The organism is Maribacter sp. (assembly GCA_020629415.1).
Classification (GTDB): Bacteria; Bacteroidota; Bacteroidia; order Flavobacteriales; family Flavobacteriaceae; genus Maribacter; species Maribacter huludaoensis.
In genome coordinates this window covers 1-17159 of record JAHDDL010000007.1, presented here as the reverse complement: position 1 = coordinate 17159, position 17159 = coordinate 1, and the positions used below count along the sequence as shown (strand labels likewise).

The window sequence follows — 17159 nt, the reverse complement described above, 5'->3', positions numbered from 1 at the left end:
TTGTTATAGTTTTATTGCAAATAACAGGGAAATGAAAAATGTATTAGTACTAGGGCTATTTTTTATAGCATTGATTTCTTGCCAACCAAAAAGCAAAGAAAAATCAGAAACTATTGCCACAAGTAACGATGCAGTAGAAATCTCCAAAAAGAACCCCAATTTTCAATGGGAAGCCGCAACTGTATATTTTCTTCTTACCGATCGTTTTAATAACGGCAATACGGACAATGATATAAATTTTGAAAGAGATGAAGAAACCGGAAAACTTAGAGGTTTCTTAGGTGGAGATATTCAAGGTATTACCGATAAAATCAACGAAGGCTATTTTACGGACCTTGGCGTAAATGCTATTTGGTTTACACCTGTGGTAGAACAAATACACGGCGCTACGGATGAAGGCACTGGTAATACTTATGGCTACCATGGTTACTGGACAAAAGACTGGACTACCCTTGACCCTAACTTTGGTACGGACAAAGACTTGGATACGTTAATAAAAACAGCCCATGACAACGGTATTAGAATTTTGTTGGATGTTGTTCTAAACCACACCGGTCCTGTTACCGAAGAAGACCCCGTTTGGCCAGAAGAATGGGTGCGCACCTCTCCTACTTGTGAGTTTACTACCTATGAAAACACTACAGCTTGTACCTTGGTAGCAAACCTTCCTGATATACGAACGGAATCTGATGCCGCCGTAAATTTACCTGATGCCCTACTTGCAAAATGGAAAACTGAAGGTAGGTTAAGTGAAGAGCTTGAAGAACTTGAATTATTTTTTGACCGAACTGGATACCCAAGAGCTCCTCGCTTTTACATTATTAAATGGCTGACGGATTACGTTAATAAATATGGTGTGGATGGATTTAGGGTTGACACCGTTAAGCATGCCAATGAAAACTCTTGGGCAGAATTATACAAAGAAGCTGCATTGGCTTTTGAGCTTTGGAAAAAGAAAAACAAAGACAAAGTTTTGGACGACAACCCTTTTTATATGGTGGGCGAAGTATATAACTATGGTATTTCTGGCGGACAAGAATTTGACCTTGGCGACAAAAAGGTAAACTATTTTGATAATGGATTTAAAAGTCTTATCAACTTTGAGTTAAAAACAGATGCACAAAAAGATTATGAAACAATTTTTACGAAATATAGCAAACTGTTGCATACAAAATTCAAAAACAAAAGTGTCTTAAACTACCTAACCTCTCATGACGACGGCCAACCATTTGACCAAGAAAGAACCGACCCAATAAGAGCTGCCAACGTGTTGTTACTAACACCGGGAGCTTCACAAATCTATTATGGCGATGAAACTGCCCGAAACTTAATCATTGAAGGTACAGAAGGTGATGCCACCTTACGTTCTTTCATGAATTGGGAAGAACTGGACAGCTTGCCCAAAACTAAGGAAACATTAGCCCATTGGCAGAAGCTAGGTACTTTTAGAAATGATCACCCGGCAATAGGAGCAGGAATTCATAAAAGAATTTCAAAAGCCCCTTATGTGTTTAGCAGATATTTTACCAAAAATGAATTTGTAGATAAAGTTGTAATTGGATTAGATTTACCAAAAGGCAAAAAAGTAATTTCAGTAAAAGGAATTTTTGGAGATGGCACCAAGCTATATGACCGCTATTCCAATACTGAAGTTATGGTCAAAAACGCCAACATTATTTTAGAAAATGATTTTGAGGTTGCCCTTTTAGAACTTAAAAGTTAATGGTAGAACATTAAGAATTTGAATGAACGGCTATCTTATTACCTTCCGTATCTTTCAAAAGCCCCATAAAACCATGCCCCTCACCAATATCGGTTTTGGTCTGCAATACTTGTCCTCCTGCTTTTTCAACTTTGTTCAACACTGTTGAAGCATCTTCGCATGCCAAATACACCAGCACCCCATCAGTAAGACTGGGCACATACTGTGCATGTTGCACCAAAGCCCCATTTGCCTGACCAACGGTTTGTTTATCCGGAAAAAGTCCCATTACAAATTCCCCAAAATTATTCACAGTAATGGAAACATCTAAAATAGACTCATAGAATTTTTGGGCTCGCTCCATATCTGCTACAGGAATTTCAAACCATGCTATCATATTTATTTATTTAAATTAGTTTTAAGATTCTCCAGCCCGGCTTCAAAATCCTTTCCAACCATTTTATCCATGGACATGAACAACATCATAATACTCATAGGAAACTTGTTGTTTCCAGAAAATCCCCAAGTTACCTTACTTCTACCCTCAGCTAAGGATTCTAGATTCATGTAACAATCAGATTGCGACTTATAGGGCTTCAAAAATCGTAAATCTTGTTCAATTCGTTCACCTTCTACAATTCTTGTAATTTCTTGTTCCCCTTCACCTACTTCCTTATTACCGTTCCAATGGCTGGTAGCCCCTACTTCACCATCAATTCCGGTAAAAGTAAGCTCCATATCAGGGTCTTTTCTTGCCCATGGTGACCATTCTTGCTGTTTTTTTAAAAACTTTAAATGAGGCCAAACCTGTTCCGGCGGATGCTCTAATTCTATATTTCTAGAAACGTGATAACTTTTAGGAGCTATTAGCGCTAGAAAAACGATCAACGCCACAATTACTCCAAGAATTATTAATACGGTATACATTTTCAGTTAATTAGTTGTTGATGAACAAGTTAACAAAAAATTAATTATCAGACTTATATCTTTCCAAAATGTCATCAATACTCTTAATGGACTTCTTTGTCCAATCTAACCTTCTTTCCAACATTTCTTCTTCTGTTAACATCCACGCTACATCCGAAGCTTTTAATTGCGAGGTTAAATGTTGCAGAATAATAGCCGCGGAAACAGATATATTAAGACTTTCAGTAAAACCTACCATGGGTATTTTCAAATAGGCGTCTGCATTTTCTAGTACATAATCACTTAACCCACTTTTCTCGGTCCCAAAAAATAAAGCTGTTTTTCCATCTAGTTTAAAATCTTGCAATAAAGAACTATCTGCATGCGGACTGGTAGCTACAATTTTATATCCTTTTTCTCGTAAAGAAGCAATTGCTTGTTCCGAGTTTTGATATCTATTGATATCTACCCATTTCTGGGCTCCCATAGCAATTTCATCATCTAAATGCTGACCATTTTTGGCTTCTATCAAATGTGCCGTTTGTACACCAAAAGATTCACAACTTCTAACTACCGCACTTGTATTGTGCATTTGATAAACATCTTCAATCGCAACGGTCAAATAATCTGTGCGTTCTGTCAAAACATCTATAAATCGTTGTTTCCTATTTTCTGAAATAAATTCTTCTAAATATGCTAAAAGCTCCATATCAACCATGGGAGCAAGATAAGAAAAGTATATTTTTATACATATTTAGAACTTTAATATGAAAAATATTGTGGTATTGACCGGAGCCGGTATTTCTGCCGAAAGCGGATTAAAAACTTTTAGAGATTCCAACGGTTTATGGGAAGGCCATGATGTCATGGAAGTTGCTACGCCAGAAGGATTTCAAAAAAATCCGGAATTGGTATTAGAATTTTACAATCAAAGAAGAAGACAATTACTTACCGTTGAACCCAATGCGGCACACAAGGCTTTAGTTGATTTAGAAGCAAATTTTAATGTTCATATCATCACCCAAAATGTAGATGATTTACATGAACGTGCAGGCAGCTCTCAAGTACTTCATTTACATGGAGAATTATTAAAAGCTAGAAGTATAAATTCTACCACAGAAATCTTAGATCAAAAGAATGATATTTTATTGGGCGACACCTGTAAAAACGGATATCAATTGAGACCACACATTGTATGGTTTGGTGAAGCCGTACCGCTATTAGAAGATGCGATTTCAATTACCGAAAAAGCAGATTATTTGATTATTATAGGCACTTCAATGCAAGTATACCCTGCTGCAAGTTTAATTGATTTTGTAGATAGCACAACGCCCATCTATTTTATAGACCCAAAACCCGCCATCTCAAAATCCAAAAAAAACAATTTAACCATTATAGCTAAAACTGCAGTAAAAGGAACTCCTAATTTGGTTGCTTCCCTAATTGGTAAATAATTCTAGTTTGTCTTACCCATTCTACCAAATTAACTACTTCGTTGGGGGTAAGCTCTGTATCTTTATGAAACAGTGTATACTGAGACAATGGCATTTTACCATCAACCACTTCTTCTTCTATTTCCGCTAACAAATGATCCTTCTTATCCAAAGAATAATTTTGCCACTCAGAAAAGTTTAGATGTTCTTTTCCTTCTTTAATATGGTCTGCAAGCAAATATGAAATAGGCGCTATATTATTGTACCACGGGTATTTTGTATTATTACTATGGCAATCGTAACAAGATGTTTCAAAAAGATTTTTAAGCTCTGGTGTAGGGTTGGTTTGGGTAATAAAGGCCGATGTATGATTGCCAGCGGCAGTATTTTTTGTAGGACTGAAAAATTGCATTGCTATAAATACAACAACAACTACTAGGCCAATTTTTTTTATTACTTTCATATTTGGGGGAAATGAGAAATAAAGATACAATTTTATGACAAAGGAAGAGCTTAAAGAAGCATTGAATTATGTTAGTGCTTCTAGAGAAAACCGTAGTAAAATGGCATCTAAAATTGATGGAAACCCTAAGCTATTTCCTATTCTTATTGAAATAATAAAAGATGATATCGAACCCATTTCATGCAAAGCGGCTTGGGTATTAGAATATATTGCCAAAAAAGATTTACAGCTGATTTATTTGAACATGAATTCTTTTTTAGAAATTTTAAAATATATTACGCTAGAATCCTCTATACGCCCCATATCAAAAATTTGTCAACTTTTAGCCATAAACGAATTTCCTAATAAAGGGAAAACATCACCAAAGACCTTATCTGACAATCAGCTGAATATTATCACGGAATCTGCTTTCGATTGGCTTATAGGCAATCATAAGGTAGCACCAAAAGCATATTCAATGACTACCCTGCTTTTGATCGGAAGAAGCATAAAGTGGATTCACCCAGAACTGGAGCAAATTTTAAAACAAAGTTATGAAAACGGTAGCGCCGCCTACAAGGCACGTGCAAGAATGACCTTGAAGGTCTTGGAGAAATAACCGAACTTGTTTAATACTTACATCAATTGTTCATTAAATGCCTCTATTTGACCATAACTTAAGGCTGAATAGGTTTTAAACTTTAATGCGATTAGGTATATTTGCCGCTTATTAATTTAACCATTGACTATGTCTCTTAACGCATTAAATGCCATTTCACCAATAGATGGTCGTTACAGCTCTAAAACCAAATCATTAAGCGCTTATTTCTCTGAAGAAGCACTAATTAAATATAGAGTAAGAGTAGAAATAGAATACTTTATAGCGCTTTGCGAAATACCATTGCCACAACTTTCTTCTTTTGATTCATCTAAATTTGATGCATTAAGAAAAATATATACCGATTTCTCTACTACAGATGCCCAAGAAATAAAGGATATAGAGAAAATCACCAATCATGATGTTAAGGCAGTTGAGTATTTTATAAAAAAGGCATTTGACGCATTGGACATTTCTGAATATAAGGAATTTATTCATTTTGGATTAACTTCCCAGGACATTAACAATACCGCTATTCCGCTTTCTATCAAAGAAGCTATGAATGACGTTTATGTACCGCAATATTTTGAATTACTAGAGAAACTAGATGTGTTGACCTTGGAATGGTCAGAAATACCAATGTTGGCAAGAACACATGGTCAACCAGCTTCACCTACTCGTTTAGGTAAAGAAGTTTTGGTTTTTGTTGCACGTCTAAAAGAACAATTCAATTTGTTGAACGATATACCTAGCGCAGCTAAATTTGGTGGTGCAACAGGTAACTTCAATGCCCATTTAGTAGCCTACCCATCTATAGATTGGAAAGCTTTTGGACAGAAATTCGTTCAAGAAAAGTTAGGGTTGCACCATTCATTTCCAACTACGCAGATAGAACATTATGATCATTTAGCGGCATTATTTGATGGTCTAAAACGTATTAATACAATTATTTTAGATCTTGATCGCGATTTTTGGACGTATGTTTCCATGGACTACTTCAAACAAAAAATTAAAGCCGGAGAAGTTGGTTCTTCTGCAATGCCACATAAGGTAAATCCAATAGATTTTGAAAACTCTGAAGGTAACCTAGGTATAGCAAATGCTATATTTGAGCACTTATCATCCAAGCTACCAGTTTCTAGACTGCAAAGAGATTTAACAGACAGTACCGTACTTAGAAATGTTGGTGTTCCTTTTGCACACACCATTATTGCTTTTCAATCTACCCTTAAAGGTCTAAACAAATTACTTTTGAACAAGGAGAAGTTTGAGCAAGATCTAGAGAACAATTGGGCTGTTGTAGCAGAAGCTATTCAAACAATTTTAAGACGTGAAAGTTATCCAAACCCATATGAGGCCTTAAAAGGACTAACACGTACAAACGAAAAAATAAATAAGGATTCTATTGCTAATTTTATTGATACACTAGAAGTTTCCGACGAAATAAAGAACGAATTAAAACAAATATCTCCTAGTAATTATACCGGTATTTAAGCCAGTTTTAATGCATTAAAAATTTTCTTTAATTCAAATACTTCATATCGCCCGTTTTGGGCGATATGCGTTTTAGTTTGTGCCTCGCAACGTATATATTACAAGCGAACGTAAAACTAAAATTGTATGCAAACTAATTTCTCAGTTGAAGAATCGGTAAGTAATCTATGGGATAAATTAGATAGCTGGTTAGAGGCCATCGTATTAAAATTACCAAATCTCGCTATGGCGATTTTGGTAATGGTCCTATTTTATTTTCTAGCCAGGGGAATTCGCAAACTTCTTAAAAAAACTATTTTAAAAAAAATACATCAAGTTTCTATTCAAGAAATAATTGCTAAAGTAGTTTTTGTATCCATTATTTTAATTGGATTCTTCATTGCCCTAGGTGTTTTGGATTTAGACAAGGTTTTAACCAGCATACTTGCAGGTGCAGGTGTTGTTGGACTTGCCGTTGGCCTGGCATTGCAAGGAACGCTTAGCAACACTTTTGGCGGACTTATACTCTCTTTTATGCCGCAGCTTAAAATCAACGACTATATTACTGCTGACGGAGTTTCTGGCTTTGTAACAGAAATTAGCCTTAGAAATATTATTCTTAAACAGCCGGACAATAACGTTGTGGTAATTCCAAATTCAAAATTTATAGATGGTTCTTTTACCAATTACTCCATGAACAATAGGAATAGAATATTCGTGAATTGTGGCGTGGGATATGAAAGTGATTTACAAATGGTAGAAGATTTAACCGTAAAGATTATCAATGACAACTTTAAACAGAATGATGACGAGAATGTAGAATTCTTTTTTACTGAATTTGGCGATAGCTCAATTAACTTTATGGTACGTTTTTGGACAGATTGCGTTAATGCAAAACAAGAACATGCCGCAAGGCATAAAGCAATAAAAATTATCAAGAAACACTTTGATGAACGCGATATCAATATTCCTTTCCCAATCAGAACGTTGGACTTCGGAAAAAACAACCTACAGATTGCAAGAGATTAAAAATCTATTAACGAATAAAATTAAAAAAGCCCGTTGAGCAAGTTCAACGGGCTTTTTACTAACTAACTAGACTCTATTTATTAATTTGAACTTCATGAGGATAAGGAATTTCAATTCCTGCACTATCCAACGCTTTCTTAGTTCCTTCTATTGTAGCAAAATATACATCCCAGTAATCTTCTGGCTTACAGAAAGGACGTACTGCCAAGTTTACAGAACTATCTGCCAATTCAGATACGTTTACCGATGGAGCAGGATCCTGTAATACTTGCGGATTTGCCTTTAACATTGCCAATAACACATCTTTTGTTTTTTGCAGATCAGAACCGTAATCTACACCAACAGTTGTGTCAACTCTAATTTTACCTTCTGCAGTGTAGTTTACAATGTTACCGTTTGCCATTGCACCATTAGGAACAATTGCTAATTTATTTTCTGGTGTAATTAATTTAGTGGTAAAAATCTCAATCTCCTTAACACTGCCAAGTACACCTTGCGCTTCAATTAAATCTCCAATTTTATATGGCTTAAAAATGATAAGTAAAACTCCACCTGCAAAATTAGATAAAGATCCTTGGAGTGCAAGACCAATTGCCAAACCTGCCGCCGCTATAACTGCTGCAAAACTTGTGGTTTCAACACCTAAGGTTGAAATAACTGTAATAATTAGGAAGATTGTAAGTGCCCACTTTGCTAAATTCAGTAAAAACTTTTTAAGGGATTCATCATAATTTTGCTTGGTCATTCCTTTATTTACGACTCCGATCAATTTCTTGATAATCCATGAACCAATAATGTAAATTAAGATTGCACCTATAACTTTAGGTCCAAATTCTACAACAAAGTCAATCCCTTTGTCAATCCATACTTCTGCGTTTTCCATTTTAAAATTTTGTTAAGGTTGTTTGTATATATTCTCACTTATTATGACACAGATTTTCTTGATTGGTCACATAAAAAAAGAGCTTTACTAAAATTTTAAAAACAAAAAAACCCGCTACAATTACGTAACGGGCTGTATTTAAATTAAATAGACCTTTAACTCAACCTTTTATTAAATCTCCAAGTTGTTCCAATCCTTTTCCTTTGTAATCAGATTTTTCTATGGTTTTTATTAATTTCATTAAATGAGCCGGATTCATATTATCCCCTAACACCCTCACTAAAACCAAGCCTTTTTCATCATTGTCCCCATAAATAACAAGTTCATCAATGCTATCATCATCACCTTTTAATTGTATAGTCGCTTTTCCAAAAGGGGTATTCATTTTCATTAACTCACTAAAATCATCACTTTTAAATATTGATTTAATCGCTTTTTTTTGAACTAAATAATCTGCCTCGTTCTCAGTTTTTTTCTGAAATGCTAGAATGTTTAGCTTTTTTAATGACGAAGCAGCTTCTTTCTCAGACTCTGTCAAATTTGCACTATCTAAATCTAAAAGACTGGAAGGCAAATCAAAAGACATAAAATTAGGATTTTCTGCATTTGCAATATAATACTGTTGCAAACTCTGTTCTGACGAGCACGATGTAATGGCAAAGCCAATTACCATCATTATTACCCAATATAAATTTTTCATACTATGTTTTTAAAATTAGAAAAAAGGTCTCCCAATTAAAGGAAACCTTTATAAATCATTATTACTTTCCTGATGCCTTGTTCAAATCTTTAGGCAAATCCATTTTACTGGTCAGTGTACCTATTTTATTTAAGTCGATATCACCGGTAAGACTCACCAAAACAGTCTCCAACTTTCTTCCGTTGTGCCCTACTTCTACATTTTCCAAACCACTAACAAACATCAATAATTCTGACACGTGGTCTTTCCTTTTACCGTCTTTCACATAAAACTTTACATTGACATCTTCATCCTTAACTCTCATTAACTCTTCTAATTTAGAAGACTTAAGATATTTCTTGACTGTTGAATACATATCTGCAGAGACAGATGAATCTTCTGTCATAAAGACCTTAACGTTTCTTAATCCGCTGGCAACTTCCATAAATTCTTTTGCTTCGGCATCATCACTCATACTACCGAATTTAGAAACTAGATCTATCATTCCTTTGTTTACAATTACCGACCCTACATTATCCATATCTTCATATTTATCGAATACAGATTGTGAAAAACCCAATGTGGGTAAAATTGCCATTAAAAATACTACTGCTACTTTTCTCATGATTGTTGATTTTATGCCGCTACCCTATTAGGTTTTGGCGATTGATGAATTGATTTTAATTTTAAAGAGTGCCTAAAATAAAATAGACTCTATCTTATATATTTAATTACCTTTTTGCGCGGCTTTGCCCAATTGATCGCCACCTGGTAAATCCATTTTTTCGGTCAATTTGGATACCGATCTTAAATTTATATCCCCGGTCAAGGATAATAATACCGTTTCCAATTTCTTACCATTGACATCTATATCCATATCCTTTAAACCGGTTACGAACATTAAAAGTTCTTTTACATGATCACTATCCTTACCTTCTTTAACATAAAATTTCACATTAGAACTACCATCTCTAACCCTCATAAGCTCTTCAAAAGATGAGCTTTTAAGTCTGTTCGTTACCCAACTATCCACGTCTTTTGAAATTGCGGCGTCTTCAGTAGTTATTACTTTAAAACTTGTAATAGAGTTAACGAGCTCAAAAAATTCTTTTGCCTCCGGATCGTCTGAACTTACGCTCATTTTACCCAACATTTGAAACATTTTTGGCTGCATGGCAACAAAGGTTACCTTATCATTATCCTCATATTTCTCAAATATATCTTGAGCATTAGTGATTACAGGGGCTAACACCAAAAGTGTCAATACTAATATCTTTTTCATTTTAATTATTTTTCGTTAAAAATTTATTCGTTGTTTTTTCAAATTCCTCTAAATGGTTTAATTGTTCTGTACCTTTATTGAAATTCATTGCCAATAAGGCTAATGCCTCTTTTGCAGATGCTATCTCCTCTGGTGTATACTCATCTGCTAAAGTAACCGGAGCCGGTGTTGGTCGATAAAAATATAACCCTACTATAAAGACTGCTATTGCTGCAACGGATACCCATTTCAAATAATTTATTCTAGGTTTTAATGGCACCTGCTTTGTAAAGCGTTCTTCTTTTGCTTTTGTAAAGTAATTGAACAAAGGTGCGTGTTGCTCTAAATGAGGAGCAATATCATCCCCTGAAAAATACGTTCTAAGCGTTTCTTCCTCAGCAACCGTTGTAGTTGCTTCAAAATACTTTTCTATTAATTTTTCTATGTTATGCAATTCCATAATTATGCTTTTCCATTAATTTTTCCCTAACGGTTTTTCTGGCTCTTGATAAAGCTACCCGTATGGCCGTAGGTTTCATATCCAACAATTTTTCTATTTCCTCATATTCGTACTGTTCAACATCCCTTAATTGTAATACCATTTTTTGTTGTTCAGGTAATTCTTCCATAATTCGTTCTACCCAATTGATGCTATCTTTTGCTTCTAACTGACCTTGAAGAGATGTACTAGCATCCGTATAATTTGTATGTACCAATTTCAAATTACCGGCTTGCTTAGATTTTAACCTATCCAAACAAAAGTTCTTGGTCATGGTCATGGCAAACGCTTCTACATTTTTATAGCTCTCCATCTTATTCTTTTTGGACCACAACTTAATTAATATCTCTTGTGTTGCATCTTCTGCTTCTTCCGTAGACACCAATAATCTTTTGGCCATACGGAACAACTTATCCTTAAATGGTAATACAGTATTTAAAAACTCCGCTTGTTTCATTTTGGTTTGGCTGTTCGTAAACTTTCTTAACGGTTTACAAAAAGAAGACGATACTCAACGATTTTTGTTACAATTAATTTTTATTTAAACGACTTGTAAGTAAATTTAACATCCTTATACTAATTATATACGTACTTACTTAAATGTTTATTTTCAGTATATTAATGAATGTTCCTTTAGTTGAATATTCTTAATTATAAATTATAATTTAAAAAAGCTATGAAAAAATTTTTCTTGTCCCTCCTTTGTTTAGGATTCGTTGTTACATCTTGCAACAATGATGATGACACTATTATTGAAGAAGAAGAAATTGAAACTCCCGAAGAAGAAATCGCAGAAGTTGATATTGAAGTCCAAAACTTTTTTTGGCAAACCTTAAATTTATGGTATTTCTGGCAAGGTGATGTGCCAGATTTGGCAGATGACCGTTTTGATACACAAACGGCCTATGAAGAATATTTAGCTGAAAACGAAGATCCCGAGGCATTTTTAGAGAATAAACTATTAAGCCCAGAAGACAGGTTTACTTTTTACAGCGATGATTATACCGATCTAGTCAATAATTCTGCAGGTGTTTCTAAAAGCAATGGACTACAATTTGGTTTGGGGCGTATATCAGATTCTGATGAAGTATTTGGATTTGTAGAATACGTTGTTAAAAATTCCGATGCTTCTACGAAAGACATCAAAAGAGGTGATTTATTTGTTGGGGTAGATGGACAGACATTATATTCCAATAGAGAAAATCCAGAAGACAATAACCTAGACTTACTTTTTGGCGATAACGATACTTACACGCTAAACATGGCCGAAATTGTTGATGGCGGTATCATGACCAGTGCCAAAAAAGTTACTTTGACCAAAACCGAAGGTCTAGAAGAAGATCCTATTCACGTTACCAATGTAATTACTTCTGGTGACAAAAAAATTGGCTATTTAATGTATAATCAATTTGTTTCTGGTACAGAAGATGAATTGAATGCCGTTTTTGCCGATTTTGTATCTCAAGGTGTAAATGATTTGGTCTTGGATTTAAGGTATAATTTAGGAGGAAGAGGCTCAACTGCTGCAGTTTTAGCTAGTTTAATTAAAGGAACCAATACGTCTGATTTGCTTTTTAAAACTATCTACAACGCTAAAATACAGGCTCAGCTTGACAGTGATTTTACCGATAACTTTTTTGTAAGTACTACAGGAACCAATGATGATAATTCCAATGCCCCGTTAAACACCTTAAATTTAAACAGTGTCTACATCATTGCCACAGAAGGATCGGCATCTGCAAGCGAATTGGTCATGGTGGGCTTGGCTCCTTACATGAAGGTTGTGCATATTGGCGGTACAACTGTCGGCAAAAATCAAGGATCGCTCTTATTTGTTGATGACCCAGAGAACGGCAATGTATATAGTCCTGAAAATGTTGACAACATTAACCCGAACGTACAATGGGGCCTACAGCCAATTATAAGTAGAGTTGAGAACAGTGCAGGTTTCTCCGATTACGTAGATGGCTTGGTACCAGATATTGAACTTCCTGAAGATGTAACTAATTTAGGTGTTCTAGGGAATCCCGATGAACCGTTATTTGCAAGAGCTATACAAGAGATTACAGGTGTTAGCGGTAAAACTAGTTTTGAAGTACAATTACCAGCCAACGTAGTTTCAAGTTCTAAACTTCATGACCCACGAAATGCAGTATTGCTATTAAACAATAGTGTACCTACCAATAAAATTCCTTTAGCTGAAAAGAAATAAATTGAAAACATTTCAGTTTCCCTATTTATGAAGAAGATATTAGTATTATTAGTTGCTGCAATTGCGTTCTCGTGTTCTAAAGATGATGATTTATCATTGCCGAACACTGTTAATCCAGATGGTTCAGCAGATGTTGAAGTGCAAGATTTTATGTGGAAGGCCATGAACTTTTGGTATTTCTGGCAAGCAAATGTGGATGATTTGGCAGATGACCGTTTTGAAAACACAGATGAAGGTAGAGCTGAATACACCGCTTTTCTTGATTCTGAGGATAACCCTGCCGCTTTCTTTGAAAATAAACTACAGTTTATTCAAGATAGATTTAGTTTCTATAACGAAGATTACCGTGAGCTAACCAATTCTCTAGCCGGTATTTCTAAGAGTAACGGTTTAGAATTTGGATTGGTACGTTTACAGGACAGTGAGGAACTTTTTGGTTTTGTTCGTTACATTGTACCAAACTCAAATGCTACGCTAGCAGATATTCAACGTGGTGATTTATTTACGGGTGTTGACGGCGAAACACTTACAACATCAAATTACATAGACTTATTGTTCGGTGAAAACGACACATACACCTTGAATATGGCCGATTTTGTTAATGGTAACATTATACCGAATGATGAAGAAATTACCCTTACCAAAGAAGAGGGGCTGGCAGAGAATCCTGTTTTACTCTCAAAATCTTTTACTATTGGCGGTGAAAACATTGGTTATATAGTGTATAACCAGTTTACCAATGAATATGACGATGACCTATACTCTGCCATAAAAGATTTAAAATCGGCCGGTATAACCAATTTGGTAATGGATCTACGTTATAACCCTGGTGGCTCAGTAAATACTACTCGCTTATTGGCAAGTATGATATACGGTACCAATACCTCTGATCTATTTTTAAGAAAGCGATATAACGATAGACTACAAGAGCAATTCGCCGATAGCCAATTAGAGGTTTACTTTGCCGACAAGGTAAACGGTGAAACCATTAACTCTTTAGAATTGACCAAACTTTATGTAATTACTTCATCAAGTTCAGCATCTGCGAGCGAGTTATTGATCAACAGTTTAGAGCCGTATATAGATGTTATTCAGATCGGTGATGTAACTAGAGGAAAAAATGAATTCTCAACTACCTTAGTTGATGACCGTGATAATTCATATCTATACACTCCATCTAGGGTAAACAACATAAATCCTGATAATCAATGGGCCATTCAACCTTTAATAGGTAGAAATGAAAATGCCGATGGTTTTTATGATTTTACAAGCGGTTTACAGCCAGATTATGAATTAAAAGAGGATTATAGCAATCTTGGTATTTTAGGCGAAGAAAATGAACCGTTACTGGCGAAAGCGATCGAAGTAATTACCAGTGCTACGGGCAAACGTGATTATACGGTGAAATACCCTATCAATATAATTAGCAGTTCTAAGGAAAATAGTTTAATGAGCGATAAGATGGTGGATGATACCGTTTATGATTTGGAGTTCTAACTTATTCCCATACTTTATTTAGAACATTGGCTTTAAGATTACGTTTATAGATATAAGATTTCCTGAAGCCAGAAACGATTTAAAAAAAGCTGAACAATGATAACATTGTTCAGCTTTTTTAATTAATATATATTACAATAATCTGTTATTTAGACTATTGAAAATTGTATGTTTTAATTAGATTTTATCTTGCTGCCGTTTCATTTAAATATATACCTCCTGGAATAATAGAAACTGTTTTAGAAGCCAATAAGGTATTATCCGATAAATCATAAACTTCCAAAGAACCATTACTGACAAAATCTTTAGCATCTACCCCATAAAGTTTACCATCAATTACAGCCATATCATAAAAACTAAGACCTTCAATTTCTGCTGTTGTAGGCAATACACTTGCTGTAGTATCCATAGCATACACAGACCCACCAAAATAATAATAAAGAGTAGCTCCATCAATTTCTAAATTACCTGGATGTTCCGTAACTTCATAATTCATCGTTGTTGTAACCGTATTATCCGTAGTATTAATATTATCTATTTGTCCGGCAGTCTCATTTCCAGTCCAAGACGGATTTCCTCCTGATAAAACCCAAAGATTTCCACTAGCATCTAGTTGCATAGAATTAGGGCGATCACCAACTGTAATGGTCGTAGTAACCGTATTCGTTGTAGCATCAATTACAGTAACTCCGTTATTTTGATTGAACCCTCCTTGAAGCGCGACATATATGGTATTATCCTTCGCTAAAATTTTCTCTGGCCCTTCCGCTACTGAAATAGTAGATTCAACCGTATTTGTTTCCAAGTTGATCACGGCAACATAATCATCATCAGGATTAGATCCGTCTCCCCAATTTGTAACATATCCTTTGCCGTTAGCTATGGCCATATAACGAGGGTTTAAAAAATCTGTCTCGCTTGGCCCTCCAATTGTTGCAACAGATTCAAAAGTATAACGATTTACAACTTCTATCTTCTGGGAACCATTCATTATTATGTAAGCCCTATTTTCATAAAAAGACATACTCTGTGCATTGTCCCCTAATACATCTGCATCATTTACAGTTTTAAAAATATTATTTTCCACTGTCGTTAAATCATCTGAAACAAAAGAAATAGAAGCATTTCCTTGCATAAAATTACCTTCATGAGAAACCAATATCCCATTTTCAAATGGGTAAGAATCATTATCCGTAATCGTTACTATTAAAGAACTATTAGCTCCTATAATATCCTCTTCATTACTAGTAGATGTGATAGTAAAAATTACCTCTTCAGAAGATTCTACCTCTGTATCGTCAATTAAAATTAAACTCTCTTGTACTGATGTTTCCCCTGCCGGTAAAACCACCGATCCCGATAAAGATTGATAGTCCTCCCCTTCTGTGGCTGTTCCTGTTACTTCATAACTAATGGTTACATCCATAGCATTTACGCTTGTAGTACTGATAGTTATTCCTACTGTTCCATCTCCCTCATCATAGCTATCTTCTGTTGTAGCTATTCCTATTGTTCCTGGTGTTGGCATATCATCATCATCACTACAAGATGTAAGTATAAATGAGGCGAAAGCCGCTGTTAACATAAAGTGTTTCAATTTCATTTTTAAAAATTTAATATTAATTGTGTTTGTATATTTCTGTTGGGCATAGGACGCAATGCTACGTTTTCGTAATATGTATTAAACACATTGTTAATCGTAACTCCTATGGTATATTTTATATCTGTTTTCAATATATCTGCCGTATAAGTTGCCCCAAGATTAGCTATTTGATATTCTTTCAATTCCCCTCCAACAATAGATACAGAACCATTAAACAAATGCTGGTAAAACAAATTTAAGTCCGCTATTCTATATTCCAATGAACCGTTTGCCGTATGGAATGGCACATAAATTAACTGTTCATTAGAACTCTTATCTTTTGAGACGGTATAGGCATAATTTGTCTTAATCCCTAGCTCTTGGTCTTTACCCAAAGAATAATTTGCTTCTATTTTTGCCTCGGCTCCGTAAATTTCAACATCATCTATATTTATCGGGGACCAAAACCCTTCATTACCGGGCAACCATTTTATCATGTCTTTTGTTGAAATATAATACCCGTTATATTGCATAGAGACAGCACCAATTTTTAGAATATTTCCAAAATCTAATTGGTATGATTGTTCAGGAACAAGCTCTAAATTTCCACCTGGTTGCCAATACAAATCATTGAAGGTGGGAGTCCTAAAGTTTTTTGATGCATTTATCTTTACCTGGTAATTGTCCGTAAGATTATAGCTACCATCGAACGAAAAAACCAACGGACTTGAGAAATCTGAAGAAAAGTCTTGCCTAACACTTAAATTGTAAACTACTTTAGATGAAATTATATGTTTTAATAGGGCTGTTGCAGAAAAATCATCCCTTTTTGGACTTCCAAAACTATCTCCCGCACCTTTGTAGTTATTATATTCTAAAAAAGAGTTAAGTCTAAAAAATTTAGAAATCTTATAATCCAGAGAATATCTTGCTAAAAAATTAGACACCTTCCCAAAAGAGTAA

Annotated in this window: 19 protein-coding genes; 7 read left to right on the top strand and 12 right to left on the bottom strand. The window is 34.9% G+C overall.

Annotated features, from left to right (window positions below):
* The first annotated feature begins 31 nt into the window (after window positions 1-31).
* Window positions 32-1723: an alpha-amylase family glycosyl hydrolase gene (locus QZ657_RS04470; protein WP_291965247.1), complete on the top strand. Its 1692-nt coding sequence runs from the start codon at window positions 32-34 to the stop codon at window positions 1721-1723.
* A gap of 10 nt (window positions 1724-1733) precedes the next feature.
* Here the strand turns inward: QZ657_RS04470 and QZ657_RS04465 are convergent, their stop codons facing one another.
* The 3 genes from QZ657_RS04465 to QZ657_RS04455 are packed head-to-tail and all read right to left on the bottom strand — an operon-like array spanning window position 1734 to window position 3326.
* A complete protein-coding gene (locus QZ657_RS04465; protein ID WP_276472248.1) occupies window positions 1734-2099 on the bottom strand; it encodes a VOC family protein in 366 nt (121 codons plus the stop codon).
* Between the two features lie 2 nt (window positions 2100-2101).
* Window positions 2102-2629 (bottom strand): SRPBCC family protein, encoded by a 528-nt coding sequence (locus tag QZ657_RS04460; protein ID WP_291965246.1) that lies wholly within the window; start codon window positions 2627-2629, stop codon window positions 2102-2104.
* A gap of 40 nt (window positions 2630-2669) precedes the next feature.
* Window positions 2670-3326 (bottom strand): TrmH family RNA methyltransferase, encoded by a 657-nt coding sequence (locus QZ657_RS04455; protein WP_291965244.1) that lies wholly within the window; start codon window positions 3324-3326, stop codon window positions 2670-2672.
* 49 nt (window positions 3327-3375) lie between these two features.
* Here QZ657_RS04455 and QZ657_RS04450 point away from each other — a divergent pair, with 49 nt between their 5' ends.
* Complete coding sequence (locus QZ657_RS04450) at window positions 3376-4062, top strand: SIR2 family NAD-dependent protein deacylase (protein WP_291963187.1); 687 nt, start codon at window positions 3376-3378, stop codon at window positions 4060-4062.
* Here QZ657_RS04450 and QZ657_RS04445 read toward each other — a convergent pair.
* Entirely contained in the window at window positions 4031-4504 is a 474-nt protein-coding gene (locus QZ657_RS04445; protein ID WP_291965242.1) for a heme-binding domain-containing protein, read from the bottom strand. The genes QZ657_RS04450 and QZ657_RS04445 overlap by 32 nt on opposite strands.
* A 34-nt stretch (window positions 4505-4538) precedes the next feature.
* Here QZ657_RS04445 and QZ657_RS04440 point away from each other — a divergent pair, with 34 nt between their 5' ends.
* The 3 genes from QZ657_RS04440 (at window position 4539) to QZ657_RS04430 (ending at window position 7583) form a co-directional block, all read left to right on the top strand.
* On the top strand, window positions 4539-5102 hold the full coding sequence (locus tag QZ657_RS04440) for an adenylosuccinate lyase (protein WP_291965240.1): 564 nt from the start codon (window positions 4539-4541) through the stop codon (window positions 5100-5102).
* A gap of 129 nt (window positions 5103-5231) precedes the next feature.
* Window positions 5232-6575, top strand: a complete 1344-nt coding sequence (gene purB / locus QZ657_RS04435; protein ID WP_291963182.1) for an adenylosuccinate lyase — start codon at window positions 5232-5234, stop codon at window positions 6573-6575.
* A 126-nt stretch (window positions 6576-6701) separates the two neighbouring features.
* Entirely contained in the window at window positions 6702-7583 is an 882-nt protein-coding gene (locus QZ657_RS04430; RefSeq protein ID WP_291963180.1) for a mechanosensitive ion channel family protein, read from the top strand.
* A gap of 73 nt (window positions 7584-7656) precedes the next feature.
* On the opposite strand, the gene QZ657_RS04425 is transcribed toward QZ657_RS04430, so the two are convergent.
* The 6 genes from QZ657_RS04425 to QZ657_RS04400 all read right to left on the bottom strand — a co-directional run bounded on the left by QZ657_RS04425 (window position 7657) and on the right by QZ657_RS04400 (window position 11362).
* Window positions 7657-8466 (bottom strand): mechanosensitive ion channel family protein, encoded by an 810-nt coding sequence (locus tag QZ657_RS04425; RefSeq protein WP_291963178.1) that lies wholly within the window; start codon window positions 8464-8466, stop codon window positions 7657-7659.
* Between the two features lie 160 nt (window positions 8467-8626).
* Complete coding sequence (locus QZ657_RS04420) at window positions 8627-9166, bottom strand: DUF4252 domain-containing protein (protein WP_291965239.1); 540 nt, start codon at window positions 9164-9166, stop codon at window positions 8627-8629.
* Between the two features lie 61 nt (window positions 9167-9227).
* Window positions 9228-9770 (bottom strand): DUF4252 domain-containing protein, encoded by a 543-nt coding sequence (locus tag QZ657_RS04415; RefSeq protein WP_291965237.1) that lies wholly within the window; start codon window positions 9768-9770, stop codon window positions 9228-9230.
* 102 nt (window positions 9771-9872) lie between these two features.
* A complete protein-coding gene (locus tag QZ657_RS04410) occupies window positions 9873-10427 on the bottom strand; it encodes a DUF4252 domain-containing protein (RefSeq protein ID WP_276472237.1) in 555 nt (184 codons plus the stop codon).
* A 1-nt stretch (window position 10428) separates the two neighbouring features.
* Window positions 10429-10866, bottom strand: coding sequence for a hypothetical protein (locus QZ657_RS04405; RefSeq protein WP_291965235.1), 438 nt, complete (start codon window positions 10864-10866; stop codon window positions 10429-10431).
* Window positions 10853-11362: an RNA polymerase sigma factor gene (locus QZ657_RS04400; RefSeq protein ID WP_276472235.1), complete on the bottom strand. Its 510-nt coding sequence runs from the start codon at window positions 11360-11362 to the stop codon at window positions 10853-10855. The genes QZ657_RS04405 and QZ657_RS04400 overlap by 14 nt, the downstream gene beginning before the upstream one ends.
* A 219-nt stretch (window positions 11363-11581) precedes the next feature.
* Between QZ657_RS04400 and QZ657_RS04395 the strand changes: the two genes are divergently transcribed.
* Window positions 11582-13117 (top strand): S41 family peptidase, encoded by a 1536-nt coding sequence (locus QZ657_RS04395; protein WP_291965233.1) that lies wholly within the window; start codon window positions 11582-11584, stop codon window positions 13115-13117.
* Window positions 13118-13144: 27 nt separating this feature from the next.
* On the top strand, window positions 13145-14614 hold the full coding sequence (locus QZ657_RS04390) for a S41 family peptidase (RefSeq protein WP_291965231.1): 1470 nt from the start codon (window positions 13145-13147) through the stop codon (window positions 14612-14614).
* Between the two features lie 184 nt (window positions 14615-14798).
* Here the strand turns inward: QZ657_RS04390 and QZ657_RS04385 are convergent, their stop codons facing one another.
* Entirely contained in the window at window positions 14799-16217 is a 1419-nt protein-coding gene (locus tag QZ657_RS04385; protein ID WP_291965229.1) for a DUF5074 domain-containing protein, read from the bottom strand.
* 2 nt (window positions 16218-16219) lie between these two features.
* A partial coding sequence (locus QZ657_RS04380) for a TonB-dependent receptor plug domain-containing protein (protein ID WP_291965227.1) occupies window positions 16220-17159 on the bottom strand: 940 nt, incomplete at its 5' end.